Origin of the sequence: Solimonas sp. K1W22B-7, from assembly GCF_003428335.1 — a bacterium.
Lineage (GTDB): Bacteria > Pseudomonadota > Gammaproteobacteria > Nevskiales > Nevskiaceae > Solimonas_A.
The window spans coordinates 411337-430437 of the sequence record NZ_CP031704.1 but is presented as its reverse complement, the minus strand read 5'-3'; the positions used below and the strand labels follow the sequence as shown (position 1 = coordinate 430437).

The window sequence follows — 19101 nt, the reverse complement described above, 5'->3', positions numbered from 1 at the left end:
AGTTGCCAGGGCCCAAAACAGCCCGCGCACGCCGCAGCCCTTGGCCAGATCGGCTAGTCTGCACGACACCGGCCGCTGGACGCAGCCGAAGCCCCTGACCAATGGCGCAAACGCAGGATGCACCGCCGCCAACCGGGCTGTCATGATGCTTCCCCAGCCCTTTCAACCGCTTACCATGTCGTCGAGCCAGGACTCCCGCTCGGACAGCGCCCCTCGCAAGGCGCCGCTGACGGACTACGAGAACCTCACCCAGAGTGCGGACTTCATCCGCCAGCTCGATGCTGCCTCGCGTTCGTCCAACCCGCTGAACCGTTTCCCGCCGGCGCACGAAAGGCGCTACCGCGAGGACGCCCGCGAGAAGTTCGGCCATGCCCGCGCCCTCACCAGCCTGCTGCCGGCCCTGATGCTGGTGACCTCGCCGCTGTGGGGCCAGCCGCTGATGAACCCGCCGCAGGACTTCATCGAGCTGATCCGCATCTTCGAGTTCCTGCTGATCATCCCGCTGTGCCTGGCCTCCGCCTGGATGCTGTGGCGGCGCCCGCGCAGCGTCATCAGCGAAACCCTGTTCATGGTCTGCTTCCTGGTGCTGGCGGTGACGCTGGAATGGCTGCGCCACCGTGGCACCAGCATGGGCTTCATGCTGAGCCCCAGCCTGTCCAGTTGCGTGCTGGTCGGCTTCATCGTGATCGGGCGCGTGCCGCTGCGCGAGGGCCTGGCCTTCATCGCGCTGTACCTGAGCTTCATCCTGTTCTCCGACTGGATGCGGGGGCCCGACGTGCCGACCGGCCGCAGCCGGGTGGACTGGCTGGTGGAGATCATCTTCATCGGCGTGGTGATCAGCGGCGCCATGTGGAACGAGCTCTACAGCCGCCGCAACTGGGCCGCGCAGCAGCTGCTCAAATCGCTGGCCTACGTCGACGCCCTGACCAAGCTGCCCAACCGCCGCGCCTTCGAGCAGCACTACGAGGCCGTGGCCCGCCATGCCCGTCGCGAGTACAAGCGCCTGTTCGTGGCCCTGATCGACATGGACCACTTCAAGAACCTCAATGACCGGCACGGCCATGACTATGGCGACGGCGTGCTGGTGGAGATGGGCCTAGTGCTGAGCGACTTCGCGCGGCGTCCGCTGGACATGGCCTCCCGCCTCGGCGGCGAGGAGTTTGCCGTGGTGCTGTACGACTGCTCCCGCGCAGACGGCCTGCGCCGCCTGGAAGAGCTGCGCCGCCAGATCGAATCCCTGGACCTGGCCAACGCCGGCACCGAACTGGGTCGCGTCACGATCAGCGCCGGCGGCATCGGCGTGCATGCAGACGTCCCCCTGGCCGAGGCCTACCGCCTGGCCGACACCGTGCTCTACGCCGCCAAGCACCAGGGCCGCAACCGCACCGTGATCGCCGACTCGATAACGGCCAGCGGCGCCGCGGCCTGAGCCGGTCGAAGGATGAACCGCCCCCGGAGCCCGCTTTTTTGGTATTTTGCGCGCCCCGCTCATACGGGCCTTTAGCTCAACGGTTAGAGCAGGGGACTCATAATCCCTTGGTTGTGGGTTCGAATCCCACAGGGCCCACCATTGATTCCTCCAAAGTCATCCGTAATCGTCCAGATAACGGAAGTTTTGCGCGGATCTTTCACTGACTTGCCGCGTTTCGTCGTCCACTGGGGTCCACCGGCAGTCACCCCAACCCAAAGTTGCCCGCAGCACCGCGCGTGCTTGCAGGCCTCGACGACCGTTTCGCCTCTAGGCCTGGCCCAGCATGCCGCGCGTTACGATGAAGTCGGTCACCGTCTGCACCCCATCGCCCGTCTTCAGATTGGTCATCACGAACGGCAGCTTGCCGCGCATGCGTGCGGCGTCGTGGGCCATGACTTCCAGGTTCGCGCCGACGTAAGGCGCGAGATCCGTCTTGTTGATCACCAGCAGGTCGGCCTTGGTAATGCCCGGTCCGCCCTTGCGCGGAATCTTTTCGCCGCCGGCGACATCGATGACGTAGATCGTCAGGTCCGACAGCTCCGGGCTGAAAGTCGCGGCGAGGTTGTCGCCGCCGGACTCGATGAAGATGAGTTCCAGATCCGGAAAGCGCCGGCTCATGCGATCGACGGCCTCGAGGTTGATCGAGGCGTCTTCGCGAATCGCGGTGTGCGGGCAGCCGCCGGTCTCGACGCCCATGATGCGTTCCGGGGCGAGCGCGCCGGCGGCCACCAGCAGGCGCTCGTCTTCCCGGGTGTAGATATCGTTGGTGACCACGGCAAGGCGATGCCGGTCGCGCATGCGCTTGCACAGGACCTCCACCAGGGTGGTCTTGCCGGAGCCGACGGGGCCACCGATGCCTACGCGTAGCGGGCCGCCATGACCCGCGTTGGGGTTTTCCATGCATCAACTCCTGAATAGCCTTGAGTACTGGGTTTCGTGCTGACTGCTGAGCAGGCCGAGCATCGGGGCCTGCGTGGAGAGTTCTTCATCGCGCATCGTGAATGCCTGCTCGACCACCACCTTGATCTGCGGCCTGACTGCGATCAGCAGCTTCTGCCCCGAGACCTGGCCCAGCGGCACGGCCTTGAGTGCGGCCATGACCTGGTTTTCCAGCCAGCTGTACAGGTAGCCGTACAACGCCAGGGGCGGCGGGACGGCCCAGAGCGCACTCGCGCAGGCATGGGCGGCGGGAAAGCACAGCTCGCCGTCGGGAATCTCCGCGGTGCCGGTGGCCAGCAGGAGCTGGCGCAGCGAATAGCCCATCTGCAAGGTCTCGGCACGCAGCTCGCGTGTCTCGCGGCTGGCGATGAATTCGCTGTTCCATGCGGAGAAGCGCGCGGGGTCCTGCGCGTCCCAGGCCGCTCGCAGACGGCACCAGACCGGCGCCTCGTAGCGGCCGAGCACCCGCTTCAGGGACTCGGCGATCCAGACCTGGGCCGATGCGGCGTCAGTGACGATGCCCTTGTCGATGGCCGATTCCAGCGCCTGCGAGTAGCTGTAGGCGCCGACGGGCAGGGCCGGACTGCTGAGTTGCAGCAGGGCGCCCATAGCATCCAGTCCATCGGGGCTGGCTGCCGCGATCTCCAGCCTATGGCGGGGCAGGCCACTCACCGGTGGAACTGCAGGGTCGCCATGTCTATCGCCGTTCGCGCATGCGCCTGCTGCGACAGCAGCTCGCCGACCGAGCCGGCGTGTTCGTCATGGTCATGGCGGTGCCCGCCGCCGTAGGCGCCGGCCTCCGGCTCGAAGGCCGTCGCACATTCGATGACGAGCATGTCCAGGCCCAGCAGCATGTCGCGCAGCACCGGATCGGGTTCCAGCAGCAGTTCCCCCGGCGACAGCGCCAGCGGAACGTGGCGATTGCCCAGGTGATAGGCCGCGCGCAGCAGGGCGAATGCCGGGTCGCTCGCGTCCGGTCCTGCGGTCACGCGGTACAGCGGCTCCACGGCCGCACGGACGCGGATGATTTCGCCGTTCTCGGCGAGCAGCCCGTCGCCGCCGCGCAGCTGCGTGCCGCGCGGCAGGAACAGGCCGACCTCCGTGCCATCCTCCAGCACCGCGCGCAGACGGCTGCGCGCGCGCTCGGCATAGCTCAGGACGATCTCGCGCAGCCCAGGCGCATCCGGCGGCGGCAGGCGTTCAGTGATCTTCAGCAGGGCGCTCATGGGCCTCAGAACAGAAAGTAGCGCTGGGCCATGGGCAGTTCGGTCGCCGGCTCGCAGTACAGCGACTGACCGTCGGCGATGACCTCGTAGGTCTCCGGGTCGACGGAAATCTCCGGCTGCCAGCTGTTGTGGATCATGTCGGCCTTGGTCACCGAGCGGCAGCCCCGCACCGCGACCAGCGGCTTCTGCAGGCCGTAGCGCTCGCCGATGCCGGCAGCCAGCGAGGCCTGCGAGACGAAGCTCAGGGAGTTGCGCGTCACGGCACCGCCATGGGCCCCGAACATCGGCCGGTAGTGCACCGGCTGCGGTGTCGGGATCGATGCATTCGGATCGCCCATCGCCGCGCTGACGATCATGCCGCCCTTGATGATGAGGAAGGGCTTGACGCCGAAGAAGGCCGGCTTCCACAGCACCAGGTCCGCCCATTTGCCGGCTTCGACCGAGCCGACTTCATGCGCGATGCCGTGCGTGAGGGCGGGATTGATCGTGTACTTGGCGACATAGCGCTTGATGCGGGCATTGTCGTTGCGGGCACTGTCGCCGCCCAGGGCGCCGCGCTGCAGCTTCATCTTGTGGGCCGTCTGCCAGGTGCGGATGACGACCTCGCCGACGCGGCCCATCGCCTGCGAATCCGAGGAGATCATCGAGAACGCGCCCAAGTCATGCAGGATGTCTTCGGCGGCGATGGTCTCCTTGCGGATACGCGATTCGGCGAATGCGACATCCTCGGCAATCGACGCGTCGAGGTGATGGCAGACCATCAGCATGTCCAGATGCTCGTCGAGCGTGTTGACCGTGTAGGGCCGCGTCGGGTTGGTCGACGAGGGCAGTACGTTCGGCAGGCCACAGACCTTGATGATGTCCGGCGCATGGCCGCCGCCCGCGCCTTCGGTGTGATAGGTGTGGATCGTCCGGCCGCGGAAGGCATCGACCGTGGCTTCGACGAAACCGGACTCGTTGAGCGTGTCGCTGTGGATCGCGACCTGGGTGTCGGTTTCGTCCGCGACACCCAGACAGCAGTCGATTGCCGCCGGCGTGGTGCCCCAGTCCTCGTGCAGCTTCAGGCCGATGACGCCGGCATCGATCTGCTCATGCAGCGGCCCCGGCAGGCTGGCGTTGCCCTTGCCCAGGAAGCCCAGGTTCATCGGATAGGCGTCGGCCGCCTGCAGCATGCGCTCGATATGCCAGGGGCCGGGGGTGACGGTCGTTGCGAAGGTACCGGTCGCCGGGCCGGTGCCGCCGCCGATCATGGTCGTGACACCGGAGTTCAGCGCCTCGTCGATCTGCTGCGGACAGATGAAGTGGATGTGGCTGTCGATGCCGCCGGCGGTCACGATCATGCCCTCGCCGGCAATGATCTCCGTGCCGGGGCCGATGACGATGTTGACGCCCGGCTGGATGTCCGGATTGCCGGCCTTGCCGATGCGCTGGATGCGCGCGTTCTTGAGGCCGATGTCGGCCTTGACGATGCCCCAGTGGTCGATGATCAGGGCGTTGGTGATGACGGTATCCATGCAGTCCGCGCTCATGCGCTGCGACTGGCCCATGCCGTCACGGATCACCTTGCCGCCGCCGAACTTGACCTCCTCGCCGTAGACGGTGAAGTCCTTTTCGACTTCGGCGATCAATGCGGTATCGGCCAGGCGGATGCGATCGCCGACGGTGGGGCCGAACATCTCGGCATAGGCCTGGCGGGATATCTTCAGGGCCATGATCAGTTTTCCCCCTGCTTGTCCAACGGGCCCGAAACGCGTGCATTGAATCCATGGACGATGCGATCGCCGGCCAGCGCAACCAGCTCCACCGTGCGCCCCTGCCCCGGCTCGAAGCGCACCGCCGTGCCGGCCGCGATATTGAGGCGAAAGCCCCGGGCGGCGGCGCGATCGAACTCCAGCGCCCCGTTGGTCTCGTGGAAGTGATAGTGCGATCCGACCTGCACGGGGCGGTCACCGGTGTTGGTCACCATGAGGCGGATGGTGGGTCGGCCGACATTGAGGTCGATCTCCCCTTCGGATACCAGCAGTTCTCCGGGAATCATGATTCTTCTCTCAGACAATCGGATCGTGGATCGTCACCAGCTTGGTGCCGTCCGGGAATGTCGCTTCGATCTGGATATCCGGAATCATCTCGGCGACGCCGTCCATGACGTCCTCGCGCTTCAGGAGGGTGCGGCCGTGGCGCATCAGCTCGGCGACGCTGCGACCGTCGCGCGCGCCTTCCATGATGTCGGCGGAGATCAATGCGATGGCTTCCGGGTAATTCAGCTTGAGGCCGCGGGCGCGGCGGCGCTCGGCCAGCAGGCCGGCAGTGAAGATCAGCAGCTTGTCCTTCTCGCGCGGGGTGAGTTCCATCAGGTGCTCCAGATTCGTGGCCGTTGCGCGGCAATGCCGAGCAGCGGTGGCCGCAGCAGGGTCCAGATCCGGGTGAGGGATTCGCGGACCTGCTCGGCGCTGCTGCCCAGGACACGGACCAGCATGGGGCCGTCAGGCAGGCAGGTGACCCCGACGACCACATCGGATGGATCGACGCATGCGCGGCATTGTTCGATCAGCGCTTCATCCGGCGTGAATCCGGTCGCCCACATCAGCCCGCTGACATGGTGCTTGTTCCATCCGACGACGGATCCCAGCAGCTCATCGTCGCCGTCGATACGGCTGCGCTCCAGCCACAGCAGGCGTCCGTCGCGACGGATCTCGATGCGCTGCGACCAGCGGCCGGCGATGAAGCGTTCATTGCGCGCCTGCCGGCCGAGCACCACGATGTCCCAGCCGCAGCAGCGCGCATTGCCGGCGCAGTCGATGCTCAGGGTCTGCTCGGCGACGGCCTGATCGAACACGATGGTTTCCTGCGGCAACCATTCGAGCGCCGCGCCTGCAGCGACCTTGAGGATGACATCCTGGCGCGCGACGTTGCCGCCGGACTTGTACCACTTGCCCGCCCCGGGGTGGTCAGGAGCGCATGGGCGTTCTCCTCCACGCTGAGCTGGATGGCGAGTTGATCCCCCCCTGCGATGCCGCCGGGCGGATGCAGTAGCAGCAGCTGGGCGATGTGCTCGCCCTGGGGATACAGGACCTTCTGCAGCCGCAGCGGGCCGGCGTGCTCGCAATCCCGCAGGCGGCTGCGGCCCGCCTGCGCGTCGACCTGCATGCGGATGCTGGCGTGCCAGGCGCGGCGCTGCGCGTAGGGCAGTCCGACGATCACCACGGGGCTTGCGGCAGGGCTCGACATGGAGGTTCCCCGGCGCTCAGAGTCCCGCCAGCAAGCCGCAACCGATCGCGGCCAGGCCGACCCCACCGGCACGCAGCGCGACGGCGGCGCCGCGCTGCATCACCAGGCTGGCCAGGCCGATGCCGCAGAGGTGCAAGAGCGCGGTTGCCGACAGGAATCCGGCAAAGAAGGCCTGCATCGGCGCGCCGGCCGGCATTTCGGCACCGTGCGCCCAGCCGTGAACCAGGCCCATCGAGAACGTCAGGGCAACGGTCACGGCGAGCGGCAGGCTGCGCGCTGCGGCGAGCAGGGCGCCCAGCGCAATCAGCGAGGTCGCAATCAGGGCTTCGACCATGCCGCTGCCGCCGAGCTGTTCACCCCCACCGCCCCCACGCCGACGGCGGCAACAAAGAAAGCAGGCAGCAGCAGCGGCGAAATCCATGAGCCGAGCCTGTCTCCGGCATCGGCGGGGCCTTGCAACTGGCGCGCCCACAGGCCGACGGCAAGCATCGCGAGCAGGTGATCGAGGCCCAGCCAGGGATGCAGGAAGCCGTCACGCAGCGCGAGGCCCGCATGACCGGGGTGCGCCTCGGCAATCACCGGCATGCACAGCAGCGCGAGCAAGGCGATCCTCTGCAGGGATTGTGGGATGGATTTCACGAATGGGGCTCCACGGGTCTATTGATTGAGTATGCGTACCGCGCGAGCCGCGGCGGCGGCGCGATTCTCGACACCAAGCTTCTCGAAGACCTGTTCGAGATGCTTGTTCACCGTGCGGTGGCTGATGCCGAGGATCTCGCTGATCTCGCGGTTGGCCTTGCCGCGGCTGATCCACACCAGGACATCGGCCTCGCGGCCGGTCAGCGACAGCGCGTCCTGCAGCGTGCGCTCCTCGCGGCCGGGGCTGACGTCGGCCAGGCGGAACAGGAATTCGGAGGGGCTGGTGGTCCCGATGTAGGAGAACTCCAGGCGGCGGCCATCGACTTCGACGAAGGCGCTGTCCTGCGCGTCGGCGCCCTGCTGGCGCAGCTGGCGCAGGCGTTCGGCGACGGCCGGCGGCAGCCCGTGGCCGTCGCTGCCGGAAAACAGCTCCGACAGCAGCTGTGCGGCACGCGGGGTACACCATTGCAGCTCGCCCGGCTGATCGGTCGACAGCAGGAAGCGGCCGGTCGCATCGAGCGCGGCCCGCGTACCGTGGGCCAGACGCGCATTGGCCAGGTGCACGCGGATGCGGGCCAGCAACTCGTCGACGACGATGGGCTTGGTGACGTAGTCGACGCCGCCGACTTCCAGGCCCTTGACCACATGCCAGCTCTCCGACAGGCCGGTCATGAAGATCACCGGCACGTGCGCCAGCTGCTTGTCCTGCTTGAGGCGGCGGCAGGTCTCGAAACCGTCGATGCCCGGCATCATCGCGTCCATCAGGATCAGGTCCGGCGTGATCTGGTCGACCAGCGCCAGTGCGCTCATGCCGTCGGTCGCGACCAGCACCGTGACCCCGGCCTGATCGAGCGTATCGGTCAGGAAGCTCAGGTTGCCGGGCGTGTCGTCGACCACCAGGACGATATCGCGCCGCTTTGTGCTCGCGTCATGCATCGCGGCCGACCTCCTCGCGCACGCTGTCGAGCAGGCAGGTGTAGCCCTTCATGTCGAATCCGGCGACCAGACTCAGCAGCCGCTGCGCGAAGGCCTGGCTCTCCGGCACCTGCGACTGCATTTCCTTGAGCTTGGCCTCGATGCCGCGGACATGGCCGATGCGGCCGAGCCGCACCAGTTCGTCCACGAACTGGCGTGCCGACTGCGGTGGCCGCTCGCTGGCGGACAGCGCAGCCAGCGGCTCGCGCACCGGCTCCTCGCCCTCGTAGACCCAGCGCAGGCCCAGCAGCGTGCCGACCCGTTCCAGCAGGGCATCCACGTCGATCGGCTTGATCAGGAAGGCGTCGTGCACGGCATTGCCGTCACCGCCGGGGCTGTAGTCGTGGGCGTTGGCCGACACCATCATGATCTTCGGCTGCGGCGCCTCCAGGGCGCGCAGGGTTTCGGCGACTTCCCAGCCGCTCATGCCCGGCATCGCGATGTCGAGCATGACCAGGTGCGGATTGCACTCGCTGGCCAGTTCCAGTCCGCCGAGGCCGTCGCTGGCGGCGAACAGGTTGATGCCGAGCGGGCGCAGGATGCCTTCCATCAGGCCGCGATGGGCGGGGTCGTCGTCGGCCATCAGCACGGTCACGCGTGGGCCCAGATAGCCCACGATACGGCGGCGCTCGGCGCTGACGCTGCCGGCCGGGGCCTCCGACAGGTACAGGCGCACCGAGAACAGGCTGCCCTGCCCCGGCGTGCTGCGCACGGCAATCTCGCCGCCCATGATCTGCACCAGAACCTTGGTAATGGTCAGGCCGAGTCCGACGCCGGGCACGGCCTGGATGCCGGGCATGCTGCCGCGCTCGAAGGGCTTGAAGACACTGTCGATATCCTCGGGGCGGATGCCGATGCCGCTGTCGCTGACCTCGAACTCGGCGACCTGGCTGGAGGGATAGCGAACGGTCAGGCCGACGTGTCCATCGAGGGTGTACTTGATCGCATTCGACAGCAGGTTGATCAGGATCTGGCGCAGGCGCTTCTGGTCGGCGTTGACCGCGGCGGGCAGCGTCTGCGGCCGGTTGTAGCGAAACTCGATGCCCTTGGCCGAGGCCTGCATGCGGAACATGTCGGCCATCTGGTCGAGGAAGTCGGCGAAGGGCACCTTGTCGCGGCTCAGGCGCAGGATGCCGCTTTCGATCTTGGAGATGTCGAGCAGGCCGTCGACCAGGTTCGACAGATGCCCGGCACTGCGCCGGATGACCTGGATCGCGTTCTCCGGCCTGGCGGTGCCGCGCTCCAGCAACTGTGCGTAACCCAGGATCGCGTTGAGCGGCGAGCGGATCTCGTGGCTCATGCCGACGATGTAGCGGCTCTTGGCCTCGTTGGCACTCTCGGCCAGTTCCTTGGCCTTCTGCAGCGCCGCATCGGTCTTCTCGTGCGCTTCGATTTCGTCCATCAGCATCGTCGTCTGATGCCGGGTTTCCTGCTCCGCCGCCTGGCGGCTGTGCTGGGCCAGCACCAGCAACCAGGCCGACACGCCGGTGACGACCAGGAGCGCGAAGAACACGATCATCAGGGCGTGGCCGACGACCTCGGCATCCTGCGGCGAGGCGGCGACATACTGCAGGTAGATGAAGCCAAGCAGGGAGACGATGACCAGGTTGAACAGCAGGAAGGTGCCGACGAACTGGCCGGTGCCGCTGTATTGCCCGCTCAACCAGCGCTGCGGCAGGAAGCGCGACAGCAGCTGGGTGACCTGCTCGTTGAAGCGGCTGTTGGTCTTGCAGACGTCGTGGCAGCGCGCGTCCAGGGTGCAGCAGAGCGAGCAGATCGGCCCGTTGTAGGCCGGGCACATCGCCATGTCGTTGCGTTCGAAACTGTTCTCGCAGATGGAGCAGAACTGTTCGGCCCGCATCGGCAGGCCATCTGCGTTGCGCGCGATGTAGTAACGGCCCCGGGTCAGCCAGGCAATCAGCGGCGCGGTCACGAATGCCACCAGCAGGCCCAGGAACGGCGACAGCGCCTGCGCCATGGGCCCCAGCGTGCCGACGAATGCGGCGGTCGAAGCGATGATCGATGCCGCCATCGCGCCAACCCCCACCGGATTGATGTCGTACAGGTGTGCGCGCTTGAACTCGATGCCGGCGGGGCTCAGGCCGAGGCGCTTGTTGATGACCAGGTCCGCGGTCAGGGCGCCGATCCAGGCTACCGCGAAGTTGGCGTACAGCACCAGTACGGTTTCGATGACCTGCAGGATGCCGACCTGCATCAGCAGCAGGGCGAGCAGCACGTTGAACACCAGCCATACCACGCGCCCCGGATGGGCGTGGGTCAGGCGCGAAAAGAAGTTCGACCAGGCGATCGAGCCGGCGTAGGCATTCGTGACGTTGATCTTGAGCTGGCAGGTGATGACGAACACGCCGGTCAGTACCAGGGCGACGATCGGCGAACCGATCATCTCCCGGAAGACCACATGGAACATTTCCGCCGGTTCCGCCGCACTGGCTTCGCTGAGCCCATGGTTCAGCGCGAAGTAGGCCAGGAAGGAGCCGGCCAGCAGCTTGATGCCGCCCATGAAGACCCAGCCGGGGCCGGTGGTCAGCAGCGCGGTCCACCAGCGCCAGCGGCCGATCTTGCTGCTGTCCGGCAGGAAGCGCAGGTAGTCCGCCTGTTCGCCGATCTGCGGCAACAGCGACAGCAGGGTCGAGGCGCAGATCGCGAAATGCATGGGATCCAGGCTGCCGTCGGCAGCGCCCTGGCGCCCGGAGAAATGCGTCCAGCCCGCCATCTCCTGGTCGCCGGACATCAGCAGGAACACGAACGGCGCGAACTGCAGGATCAGCCAGACCGGCTGCGTCGCCAGCTGCACCCGGCTGATCATGCGGATGCCGTAGATCGCGATGGGGATCACCAGCAGCGCGCTGATGATATGGCCCAGCCACAATGGGATGCGGAAAAGCAGGTGCAGGGCGCCGGACATGATGCTGGCCTCGATCGCCAGCAGCAGGAACGTGAACGACGCGTAGATCAGCGAGGTGATCGTCGAGCCCATGTAGCCGAAGCCGGCGCCGCGGGTCAGCAGGTCGATGTCCAGGCCGAAGCGGGCGGCGTAGCGTGCGATCGGCAGGCCGATGAAGAACATCAGCGCACACACCAGGGCGATCGCCGTGGCGGCGTTGGCAAAGCCGTAGGCCAGCGTCAGCGTCGCGCCGATCGCCTCGCAGGCCAGGAAGGAGATGGCGCCGAAGGCGGTATTGGCGACCCGGAACGACGAGTACTTGCGCGCCTTCTCGGCGGTGTAGCGCAGCGCATAGTCCTCGAGGGTCTGGCTGCCCACCCATTTGTTGTACTGCCGCCGCTCGCGGACGATGCGCTGGCGGCTGCGCGCGGGCGGCGCCATCTGCGGCAACACTGGCGCCGTCACGGCGCGGCCCCGCGGCCTGCCGCGGCGGTGCCGCTGCCTGTCATTGAGTCCGTTCCGGCCATCTCGTTCTGGTTGTCCTCGCCGCGCACGGCCAAATGATGCCGGGGCGCCTGGGCTTTTCATCTACGTCAAATACCCCACCCCCCTACGCCAATTACCCCATACCGGCGTCCCGACCCGCCGCCTAGCCTGTTCTGGCAGTGGGAGCGGTACGGCAAACGGGGTCCGCGGGGTCGGCGAAGCAAGAAGGATGCCGTTACCCCCGGTCAATGCCTGCTCCCCCTGTCGGATTTCTCGGGCTCAAGCCCATTGACGGATGCACACACAGGGAGATGGAACGTGAGTAAGCAGGAAATGGGAGCGCGGCGGATGAACAGGATCAACAAGGTCACGCGCTGGGCGTCGGCGCTGATGGCCGCTGGCGCGGCGGGCGCCATTCCCGTCGCACACGCGGATATCGAGTTGGGGAATGGCATCAGCATCACCGGCTTTCTCGACATGTCGTATTCATCCGTCAAGCCCGACGGCGGATCCAGCACGGAAAGCATCGGCATCGACCAGTTCGAGACCGACTTCAAGTATGCCGGTTCGAGCGGTGTTTCCGCACAGGTGGACATCGAATACGGCGATGGCTTTGATGGCAGTGACGACGAAACCTTCGTCGAGCAGGCCTTCATCACCAAGGCATTCAACGAGCAGTTCAGCGTGAAAGTGGGTCGCTTTCTGAGCTACACCGGTTGGGAAACCGAAGAGCCCACCGGCCTGTTCCAGTACAGCGGCACCGGCTACGCCCCGTATTTCTATGGTTTCTACCAGAACGGCGTGTCGGCCTACTACAACGGCGGCAAGTTCGCCGTCATGGGGTCTGCCGTCGCCAGCGCCTTCAATCCGCTGGACCGGAACAGCATCGATGGCGTCGACGACAAGATGGGCTACGAATTCGGCGTGTCCGTGACGCCCGTGGAAGGACTGACCGCGAAAGCGTTCTACATCTCGGACAATGACACCGACACGGACATCGTCAACGTCTGGGTTTCCTACGCGGTCTCGGGATTCACCTTCGCGGGCGAATACAACACGGCCGATTACGGCGGCATCAACTACGACTACGACGGCGACGGCGTCATTGACGCCACCGGTGTCGAGGGCGACGGCTACCTGCTGATGGCCAACTACGCCACGGGCCCCTACGGCTTCACGGTCCGCTATCACGACTTCGAGATCGAGGACGCCGCCGGTGCCACCACCGACGACGGCAGCGCCATCACCCTGTCGCCCAGCTACAAGGTCGGCGGCAACCTGCTGCTCGTGGGCGAATACCGGATGGACAGTTCCGATACCAGAGGCGATTCGGACTTGTTCGCGATCGAAGCCCTGTTCACGTTCTGATTCGACATCAACAGCGTCATCGCACTGCGCCAGCCGTCACCGGCTGGCGCAGTCATCCACACCTTAGCAACGGAATCCCTGTCATGAAACTCAAATTCATCCTGACGGCCGCCGCGCTCGGCGTAGCCAGCTTCGCGGCCCAGGCCGCAGACACCATCAAGGTCGGCGTGCTGCACTCGCTGTCCGGCACGATGGCCATCTCCGAGACCACGCTGAAGGACACCGTCCTGATGCTGATCGACGAGCAGAACAAGAAGGGCGGCGTCAACGGCAAGAAGCTGGAAGCCGTGGTCGTGGACCCGGCTTCCAACTGGCCGCTGTTCGCCGAGAAGGCCGAGCAGCTGCTGGTCAAGGACAAGGTCGACGTGGTGTTCGGCTGCTGGACCTCGGTCTCGCGCAAGTCGGTGCTGCCGGTGTTCGAGAAGAACAACGGCCTGCTGTTCTACCCGGTGCAGTACGAGGGTGAAGAGTCGTCCAAGAACGTGTTCTATACCGGCGCCTCGCCCAACCAGCAGGCGATCCCGGCGGTGGACTACCTGATGAAGGACATCGGCGTGAAGCGCTGGGTCCTGGCCGGCACCGACTACGTCTACCCGCGCACGACCAACAAGATTCTCGAGGCCTACCTCAAGAGCAAGGGCGTGAAGCAGGAAGACATCATGATCAACTACACGCCCTTCGGTCACTCCGACTGGCAGTCGATCGTGGCGGACATCAAGAAGTTCGGCTCGGCCGGCAAGAAGACGGCGGTGGTCTCGACCATCAACGGCGACGCCAACGTGCCCTTCTACAAGGAGCTGGGCAACCAGAAGATCTCGGCGGAAGACATCCCGGTCGTGGCCTTCTCGGTGGGTGAGGAAGAACTGGCGGGCCTCGACACCAAGCCCCTGGTCGGCCATCTCGCGGCCTGGAACTACTTCCAGAGCATCAACACCAAGGCCAACAAGGCCGAGATCGCCACCTGGCAGAAGTTCATCAAGAAGCCGGACCGCACCTTCAACGATCCGATGGAAGCGACCGTGATCGGCTTCAAGCTCTGGGTCCAGGCGGTGGAGAAGGCCAAGACCACCGACGTGGCCAAGGTCAGCGACGCCATCATCGGCCTGGAAACGCCGAACCTGACCGGCGGCACCGCCAAGATGCTGCCGAACCATCACCTGACCAAGCCGGTGTACATCGGCGAGATCCGCGAGGACGGCCAGTTCGACATCGTCTGGCAGACCAAGGGTGAGGTCGCCGGCGATGCCTGGTCCGACTACCTGCCGGGCAGCAAGGACGTGGAAGCCGACTGGGTGAAGCTCAAGTGCGGCAACTACAACACCAAGACCAAGAAGTGCTCGGGCCAGGTGTACTGAGGCCTTGATGCGGAAGGCCGGTTCCCGCTGCCAGGGAACCGGCCCTTCCCGCCGCCGCGAGGCGGCCTGCTATTTGCGTGGAAACGAATATGCATCTCCGAAGGAATCGGCAGCGGCGGCACCGGAGCTGGCTCGCACTTCTGTGCCGACCGCTGCTGCTTTTTATGCTCTGCCTGCAGGCCGGCGCCGCGATGGCGCAGGCTCCTGCAGACAACCCATTCGCTACAGCCCTGGCAGCCTTGCCAGGGGCTTCATACACGGAAAAGGAAACGCTGGCGGGCCAGATCGGCCGCAGCGGTGATCCTCGCGCCCAGTCCCTGCTGCAGGGCTGGCTCGAGGGCAAGCTCTACGCCGATGCCGCCGGGCGCCTGCTGCTGGAAACCGGGGACGCGGCTTATCTCGATGCCGCCAGCGGTACGGTCGCCGCGGGCATCGACAGTGCCGCGCTGGAAAAGATCGGCACCAACAATCGCCTGCGCAAGGCGCTCAAGGGCGCCCTGGCACAGTTCGCCCTGGCCAGCCCCGAGGCCGGCGCCCGCCTGAATGCCGTGCGCGAGATGCGCCGCGAGCTGGACGAAGCCTCGGTGGCCGCGCTGAAAGCGCGCCTGCCGCTGGAGAAGGACGCCACCGTCAGGCATGAGATCGAACTGGCGCTGGCGCTGTCCGGGCTGGATGCCGCCGATGCCGCCGACCGCCTCGCGGCGATCGAGGGCCTGAAGAGCGACATGAGTGCCGAGGTCTACAACCGCCTGGCGCAACTGGCCTCAGGCGATGCGGCGGACGCCGATCCGGCGGTGCGCAACGCCGCCGGTGCCGCGGTGCGCGGCATCGAGTCCTGGCGCAAGGTCTACGAGAGCGTGGAGATGCTGTTCTTCGGCCTGAGCCTCGGCTCGGTTCTGGTGCTGGCCGCCATCGGCCTGGCGATCACCTTCGGCGTCATGGGCATCATCAACATGGCGCACGGCGAGCTGATCATGCTGGGCGCCTACACCGCCTACGTCATGCAGCAGCTGCTGCCCCACCACGTCGGCCTGGCGCTGATGCTGTCGATCCCCGCAGCCTTCATGGTGTCGGGACTGATGGGCGTGGCGATCGAGCGTGGCATCGTGCGGCACCTGTACGGGCGGCCGCTGGAAACCCTGCTGGCGACCTTCGGCCTGAGCCTGATCCTGCAGCAGCTGGTGCGCTCGATCTTCTCGCCGCTGAACCGCTCGGTGCAGACGCCGGAATTCATGAGCGGCTCGCTGAAGATCAACGACCTGCTGTCGATCACCTACAACCGCCTCTACATCGTCGTGTTCATGCTGCTGGTGTTCGGCCTGCTGTGGATGACGCTGAACAAGACCTCGCTGGGCCTGAAGGTGCGGGCGGTATCGCAGAACCGGCGCATGGCCACCGCCATGGGTATCGCCACCTCCCGCGTCGACGCGATGACCTTCGGCCTGGGTTCCGGCGTCGCCGGCATCGCCGGCGTGGCGCTGTCGCAGCTGACCAATGTCGGCCCCAACCTGGGGCAGGCCTACATCATCGACTCCTTCATGGTGGTGGTGTTCGGCGGCGTCGGCAATCTCTGGGGCACGCTGATCGGCGGCATGGCCCTGGGGGTCAGCAACAAGCTGCTGGAGCCCTGGGTGGGCGCGGTGATGGCCAAGATCCTGATGCTGGTGTTCATCATCCTGTTCATCCAGCGCCGCAAGCAAGGCCTGTTCCCCCAGAAAGGCCGCGCGGCGGAGGGCCACTGATGAACTTCATGGAACGATTGCTGGCCTGGCGCCGCGAGCGCGGTGCCTTTGGCTTCTACGCCGTGCTGCTGGCCACCGCGATCCTGGTGCCGCTGCTCAACCTGGCGGTGCCGGAGGGATCGGCGCTGCACATGTCCACCTACACGGTGACCCTGGTCGGCAAGTACATGTGCTACGCCCTGCTGGCGGTGGCGGTGGACCTGGTCTGGGGCTACTGCGGCATCCTCAGCCTGGGCCATGCGGCCTTCTTCGCGCTGGGCGGCTATGCCATGGGCATGTACCTGATGCGCCAGATCGGCAGCCGCGGGGTCTACGGCAATGCCGAGCTGCCGGACTTCATGGTGTTCCTGAACTGGAGCGAGCTGCCCTGGTACTGGCATGGCTTCGACATGTTCTGGTTCGCGGCGCTGATGGTGCTGCTCGCTCCGGGCCTGCTGGCCTATGTCTTCGGCTGGCTGGCGTTCCGTTCGCGCGTCACCGGCGTGTACCTGTCGATCATCACCCAGGCACTGACCTATGCGCTGCTGCTGGCCTTCTTCCGCAACGAAATGGGCTTTGGCGGCAACAACGGCCTGACCGACTTCAAGGAACTGCTGGGCTTCGACCTGAAGGCGCCGGGCGTGCGCATCGCGCTGTTCCTGGTCACGGCGGCAGCGCTGGCACTGGGCTTCTGGGCCTGCCGCGCGATCACGCGTTCGCGCCTGGGCCGGGTGGTGCAGGCGGTACGCGACGCCGAGAGCCGCACGCGCTTCATCGGTTACCGCGTGGAGTCCTACAAGCTCTGGCTGTTCGTGTTCTCGGCGATGCTGGCCGGTGTCGCGGGGGCGCTGTACGTGCCCCAGGTAGGCATCATCAATCCCGGCGAGTTCAGCCCGATCAACTCCATCGAGGTGGTGATCTGGGTCGCGGTCGGCGGGCGCGGCACGCTCTACGGCGCGGTGCTGGGCGCAGTGGTGGTCAACTACGCCAAGACCTGGTTCACCACGGCGATGCCGGACGTGTGGCTTTATGCCCTCGGCGCCCTGTTCGTGGTGGTGACGCTGTTCCTGCCGCAGGGCCTGGCCGGCCTGATCGGCAAGCTGCGCGGGAGCCGCGCATGAACATGCCGCATGCCTTCTCGCGCCTGATCCCGGCCCGCCTGCGACCGTCGCCGCGCAGCGGCGACGTGCTCCAGCGCCATAACCCGCCGGGGCTGGACCTGAGCCACAACACGGTGCTGTACCTGGAGGACATCACCGTCAGCTTCGACGGCTTCCGGGCACTGAACAAGCTGACCCTGTACGTGGCCGCCGGCGAGCTGCGCTGCATCATCGGGCCCAACGGCGCCGGCAAGACCACGATGATGGACGTGATCACCGGCAAGACCCGCCCGGACAGCGGCTCCGCCTGGTTCGGCCAGACCATCGACCTGCTCGGCATGACCGAGCCGCAGATCGCCCAGGCCGGCATCGGCCGCAAGTTCCAGAAGCCCACCGTGTTCGAGCAGCACACGGTGTTCGAGAACCTGGAGCTGGCGATGGCCGGCGACAAGTCGGTGTGGAAGGTCCTGTTCGCCAGGCTCAGCCCGGCGCAGCTGCAGCATATCGACGAGGTACTGGAGACGATCGGCCTGAAGGATCATCGCGGCGCGCTGGCAGGCACGCTGTCGCACGGACAGAAGCAGTGGCTGGAGATCGGCATGCTGCTGATGCAGGAGCCGCAACTGCTGCTGGTGGACGAGCCGGTCGCCGGCATGACGCCGCAGGAGACCGAGCGCACGGCCGAGCTGCTGCTGTCGCTGGCCGGCAAGCATTCGGTGGTGGTGGTGGAGCACGACATGGACTTCGTGCGCTCGATCGCGCGCAAGGTCACCGTGCTGCACGAGGGCAGCGTGCTGGCCGAAGGCTCGATCGACGAGGTGCAGAACGACCCGAAGGTGGTCGAGGTCTACCTGGGAGAACCGCGGTGCTGAGCGTCAAGGGTGTCAACCAGTTCTACGGCGGCAGCCACACACTCTGGGACGTGGACCTGGAGGTGCCCACCGGCTCGGTCACCTGCCTGATGGGCCGCAACGGCATGGGCAAGACCACGCTGCTGCGCGCGGTGATGGGACTGCTGCCGCTGAGCAGCGGCGAAATCCGCTACGAGGGCCAGGACATCCGCCGCATCGCGCCGGACCGCCGTGCCGGCATGGGCATCGGCTACGTGCCGCAGGGACGCGAGATCTTCCCGCAGCTCACGGTGGAGGAGAACCTGCGCCTGGGCCTGTACGTGCGCAAGTCCGGCCAGGCCGAGGCGCTGGAAAAGGTCTACCAGACTTTCCCGGTGCTCAGGCAGATGTCCCGCCGCCGCGGCGGCGACCTGTCCGGCGGCCAGCAGCAGCAGCTCGCCATCGGCCGCGCCCTGGTGTTCGACCCGCGCCTGTTGATCCTGGACGAACCCTGCGAGGGCATCCAGCCCAACATCGTGCAGGAGATCGGCGATCTGATCCTGCGCCTGAACCAGGACACCGGGCTGACCGTGCTGCTGGTGGAACAGAAGCTGCCGTTCGCGCGGCGCGTGGCCAGCGAATTCCGCATCCTCGACAAGGGGCGCGTCGTCGCCAGCGGCGCCATCAACCAGCTCAGCGACGACATGGTCCGGCATCATCTGACGGTGTGAGCCTTGTGCCGCCCCTGACGGGGACCCGGGGCGCAGGCGATCGACCTGCTGTGCTTCCAGGTAGACCTGCCCGGCGACAAAAGGGCACGCCCGCACAAGTCCTGCTCCTCGCGCGAGCGCAGACTGC

The 19101-nt window shown here is 66.4% G+C and carries 17 protein-coding genes, 1 tRNA gene and 1 pseudogene; 8 read left to right on the top strand and 11 right to left on the bottom strand.

Annotated elements, in window-relative coordinates; genetic code table 11:
* The first annotated feature begins 175 nt into the window (after positions 1-175).
* Both D0B54_RS02090 and D0B54_RS02085 read left to right on the top strand, forming a co-directional pair.
* On the top strand, positions 176-1429 hold the full coding sequence (locus tag D0B54_RS02090; protein WP_162932139.1) for a GGDEF domain-containing protein: 1254 nt from the start codon (positions 176-178) through the stop codon (positions 1427-1429).
* A gap of 65 nt (positions 1430-1494) precedes the next feature.
* A tRNA-Ile gene (locus tag D0B54_RS02085) sits at positions 1495-1570 on the top strand.
* Positions 1571-1738: 168 nt separating this feature from the next.
* On the opposite strand, the gene ureG is transcribed toward D0B54_RS02085, so the two are convergent.
* The 11 genes and pseudogenes from ureG to D0B54_RS02025 all read right to left on the bottom strand — a co-directional run bounded on the left by ureG (position 1739) and on the right by D0B54_RS02025 (position 11824).
* Positions 1739-2371 (bottom strand): urease accessory protein UreG, encoded by a 633-nt coding sequence (ureG, locus tag D0B54_RS02080; RefSeq protein ID WP_117288729.1) that lies wholly within the window; start codon positions 2369-2371, stop codon positions 1739-1741.
* A 3-nt stretch (positions 2372-2374) separates the two neighbouring features.
* Entirely contained in the window at positions 2375-3019 is a 645-nt protein-coding gene (locus tag D0B54_RS02075) for an urease accessory protein UreF (RefSeq protein WP_117288727.1), read from the bottom strand.
* A gap of 59 nt (positions 3020-3078) precedes the next feature.
* Positions 3079-3636 (bottom strand): urease accessory protein UreE, encoded by a 558-nt coding sequence (gene ureE / locus D0B54_RS02070; protein ID WP_117288725.1) that lies wholly within the window; start codon positions 3634-3636, stop codon positions 3079-3081.
* A 5-nt stretch (positions 3637-3641) separates the two neighbouring features.
* A complete protein-coding gene (ureC, locus tag D0B54_RS02065; RefSeq protein ID WP_117288723.1) occupies positions 3642-5348 on the bottom strand; it encodes an urease subunit alpha in 1707 nt (568 codons plus the stop codon).
* Between the two features lie 2 nt (positions 5349-5350).
* On the bottom strand, positions 5351-5674 hold the full coding sequence (locus D0B54_RS02060; protein ID WP_117288721.1) for an urease subunit beta: 324 nt from the start codon (positions 5672-5674) through the stop codon (positions 5351-5353).
* Between the two features lie 10 nt (positions 5675-5684).
* Entirely contained in the window at positions 5685-5987 is a 303-nt protein-coding gene (gene ureA / locus D0B54_RS02055) for an urease subunit gamma (RefSeq protein ID WP_117288719.1), read from the bottom strand.
* Positions 5987-6783 (bottom strand): annotated as a pseudogene (locus D0B54_RS24665) (urease accessory protein UreD). Before D0B54_RS24665 ends, ureA begins: the two are co-directional and overlap by 1 nt.
* Before the next feature lie 97 nt (positions 6784-6880).
* Entirely contained in the window at positions 6881-7198 is a 318-nt protein-coding gene (locus D0B54_RS25295; protein ID WP_205527245.1) for a HupE/UreJ family protein, read from the bottom strand.
* Positions 7183-7503, bottom strand: a complete 321-nt coding sequence (locus D0B54_RS25290) for a HupE/UreJ family protein (RefSeq protein ID WP_205527244.1) — start codon at positions 7501-7503, stop codon at positions 7183-7185. Before D0B54_RS25290 ends, D0B54_RS25295 begins: the two co-directional genes overlap by 16 nt.
* An 18-nt stretch (positions 7504-7521) precedes the next feature.
* Positions 7522-8439, bottom strand: a complete 918-nt coding sequence (locus D0B54_RS02030) for a response regulator transcription factor (RefSeq protein ID WP_117288713.1) — start codon at positions 8437-8439, stop codon at positions 7522-7524.
* On the bottom strand, positions 8432-11824 hold the full coding sequence (locus tag D0B54_RS02025) for a hybrid sensor histidine kinase/response regulator (protein ID WP_117294985.1): 3393 nt from the start codon (positions 11822-11824) through the stop codon (positions 8432-8434). The genes D0B54_RS02030 and D0B54_RS02025 overlap by 8 nt, the downstream gene beginning before the upstream one ends.
* A 393-nt stretch (positions 11825-12217) precedes the next feature.
* Here D0B54_RS02025 and D0B54_RS02020 point away from each other — a divergent pair, with 393 nt between their 5' ends.
* From D0B54_RS02020 to urtE, 6 genes are all read left to right on the top strand, one after another.
* Positions 12218-13237 (top strand): outer membrane beta-barrel protein, encoded by a 1020-nt coding sequence (locus D0B54_RS02020; RefSeq protein ID WP_205527243.1) that lies wholly within the window; start codon positions 12218-12220, stop codon positions 13235-13237.
* Positions 13238-13320: 83 nt separating this feature from the next.
* Positions 13321-14592, top strand: a complete 1272-nt coding sequence (urtA, locus tag D0B54_RS02015) for an urea ABC transporter substrate-binding protein (protein ID WP_117288711.1) — start codon at positions 13321-13323, stop codon at positions 14590-14592.
* 164 nt (positions 14593-14756) lie between these two features.
* Positions 14757-16334, top strand: a complete 1578-nt coding sequence (urtB, locus tag D0B54_RS02010) for an urea ABC transporter permease subunit UrtB (RefSeq protein WP_117288709.1) — start codon at positions 14757-14759, stop codon at positions 16332-16334.
* Positions 16335-16342: 8 nt separating this feature from the next.
* Positions 16343-17434, top strand: a complete 1092-nt coding sequence (urtC, locus tag D0B54_RS02005) for an urea ABC transporter permease subunit UrtC (RefSeq protein ID WP_441347435.1) — start codon at positions 16343-16345, stop codon at positions 17432-17434.
* Positions 17431-18285 carry an urea ABC transporter ATP-binding protein UrtD gene (gene urtD, locus D0B54_RS02000; protein WP_240433529.1) on the top strand — a complete coding sequence of 285 codons (855 nt, stop codon included), beginning with the start codon at positions 17431-17433 and terminating at the stop codon, positions 18283-18285. The genes urtC and urtD overlap by 4 nt, the downstream gene beginning before the upstream one ends.
* On the top strand, positions 18279-18974 hold the full coding sequence (gene urtE, locus D0B54_RS01995; protein ID WP_117288705.1) for an urea ABC transporter ATP-binding subunit UrtE: 696 nt from the start codon (positions 18279-18281) through the stop codon (positions 18972-18974). The genes urtD and urtE overlap by 7 nt, the downstream gene beginning before the upstream one ends.
* Positions 18975-19101: the final 127 nt, after the last annotated feature.

Coding starts and splice junctions, on each gene's coding strand:
- D0B54_RS02090 (WP_162932139.1), top strand. CDS start 176: ATGTCGTCGAGCCAGGACTCCCGCTCGGACAGCGCCCCTCGCAAGGCG.
- D0B54_RS02020 (WP_205527243.1), top strand. CDS start 12,218: ATGAACAGGATCAACAAGGTCACGCGCTGGGCGTCGGCGCTGATGGCC.
- D0B54_RS02060 (WP_117288721.1), bottom strand. CDS start 5,674: ATGATTCCCGGAGAACTGCTGGTATCCGAAGGGGAGATCGACCTCAAT.
- D0B54_RS02075 (WP_117288727.1), bottom strand. CDS start 3,019: ATGGGCGCCCTGCTGCAACTCAGCAGTCCGGCCCTGCCCGTCGGCGCC.
- ureC (WP_117288723.1), bottom strand. CDS start 5,348: ATGGCCCTGAAGATATCCCGCCAGGCCTATGCCGAGATGTTCGGCCCC.
- ureG (WP_117288729.1), bottom strand. CDS start 2,371: ATGGAAAACCCCAACGCGGGTCATGGCGGCCCGCTACGCGTAGGCATC.
- urtD (WP_240433529.1), top strand. CDS start 17,431: ATGAACATGCCGCATGCCTTCTCGCGCCTGATCCCGGCCCGCCTGCGA.
- urtB (WP_117288709.1), top strand. CDS start 14,757: ATGCTCTGCCTGCAGGCCGGCGCCGCGATGGCGCAGGCTCCTGCAGAC.
- urtC (WP_441347435.1), top strand. CDS start 16,343: ATGGAACGATTGCTGGCCTGGCGCCGCGAGCGCGGTGCCTTTGGCTTC.
- D0B54_RS25295 (WP_205527245.1), bottom strand. CDS start 7,198: ATGGTCGAAGCCCTGATTGCGACCTCGCTGATTGCGCTGGGCGCCCTG.
- ureA (WP_117288719.1), bottom strand. CDS start 5,987: ATGGAACTCACCCCGCGCGAGAAGGACAAGCTGCTGATCTTCACTGCC.
- ureE (WP_117288725.1), bottom strand. CDS start 3,636: ATGAGCGCCCTGCTGAAGATCACTGAACGCCTGCCGCCGCCGGATGCG.
- D0B54_RS02025 (WP_117294985.1), bottom strand. CDS start 11,824: ATGGCGCCGCCCGCGCGCAGCCGCCAGCGCATCGTCCGCGAGCGGCGG.
- D0B54_RS02030 (WP_117288713.1), bottom strand. CDS start 8,439: ATGCATGACGCGAGCACAAAGCGGCGCGATATCGTCCTGGTGGTCGAC.
- urtA (WP_117288711.1), top strand. CDS start 13,321: ATGAAACTCAAATTCATCCTGACGGCCGCCGCGCTCGGCGTAGCCAGC.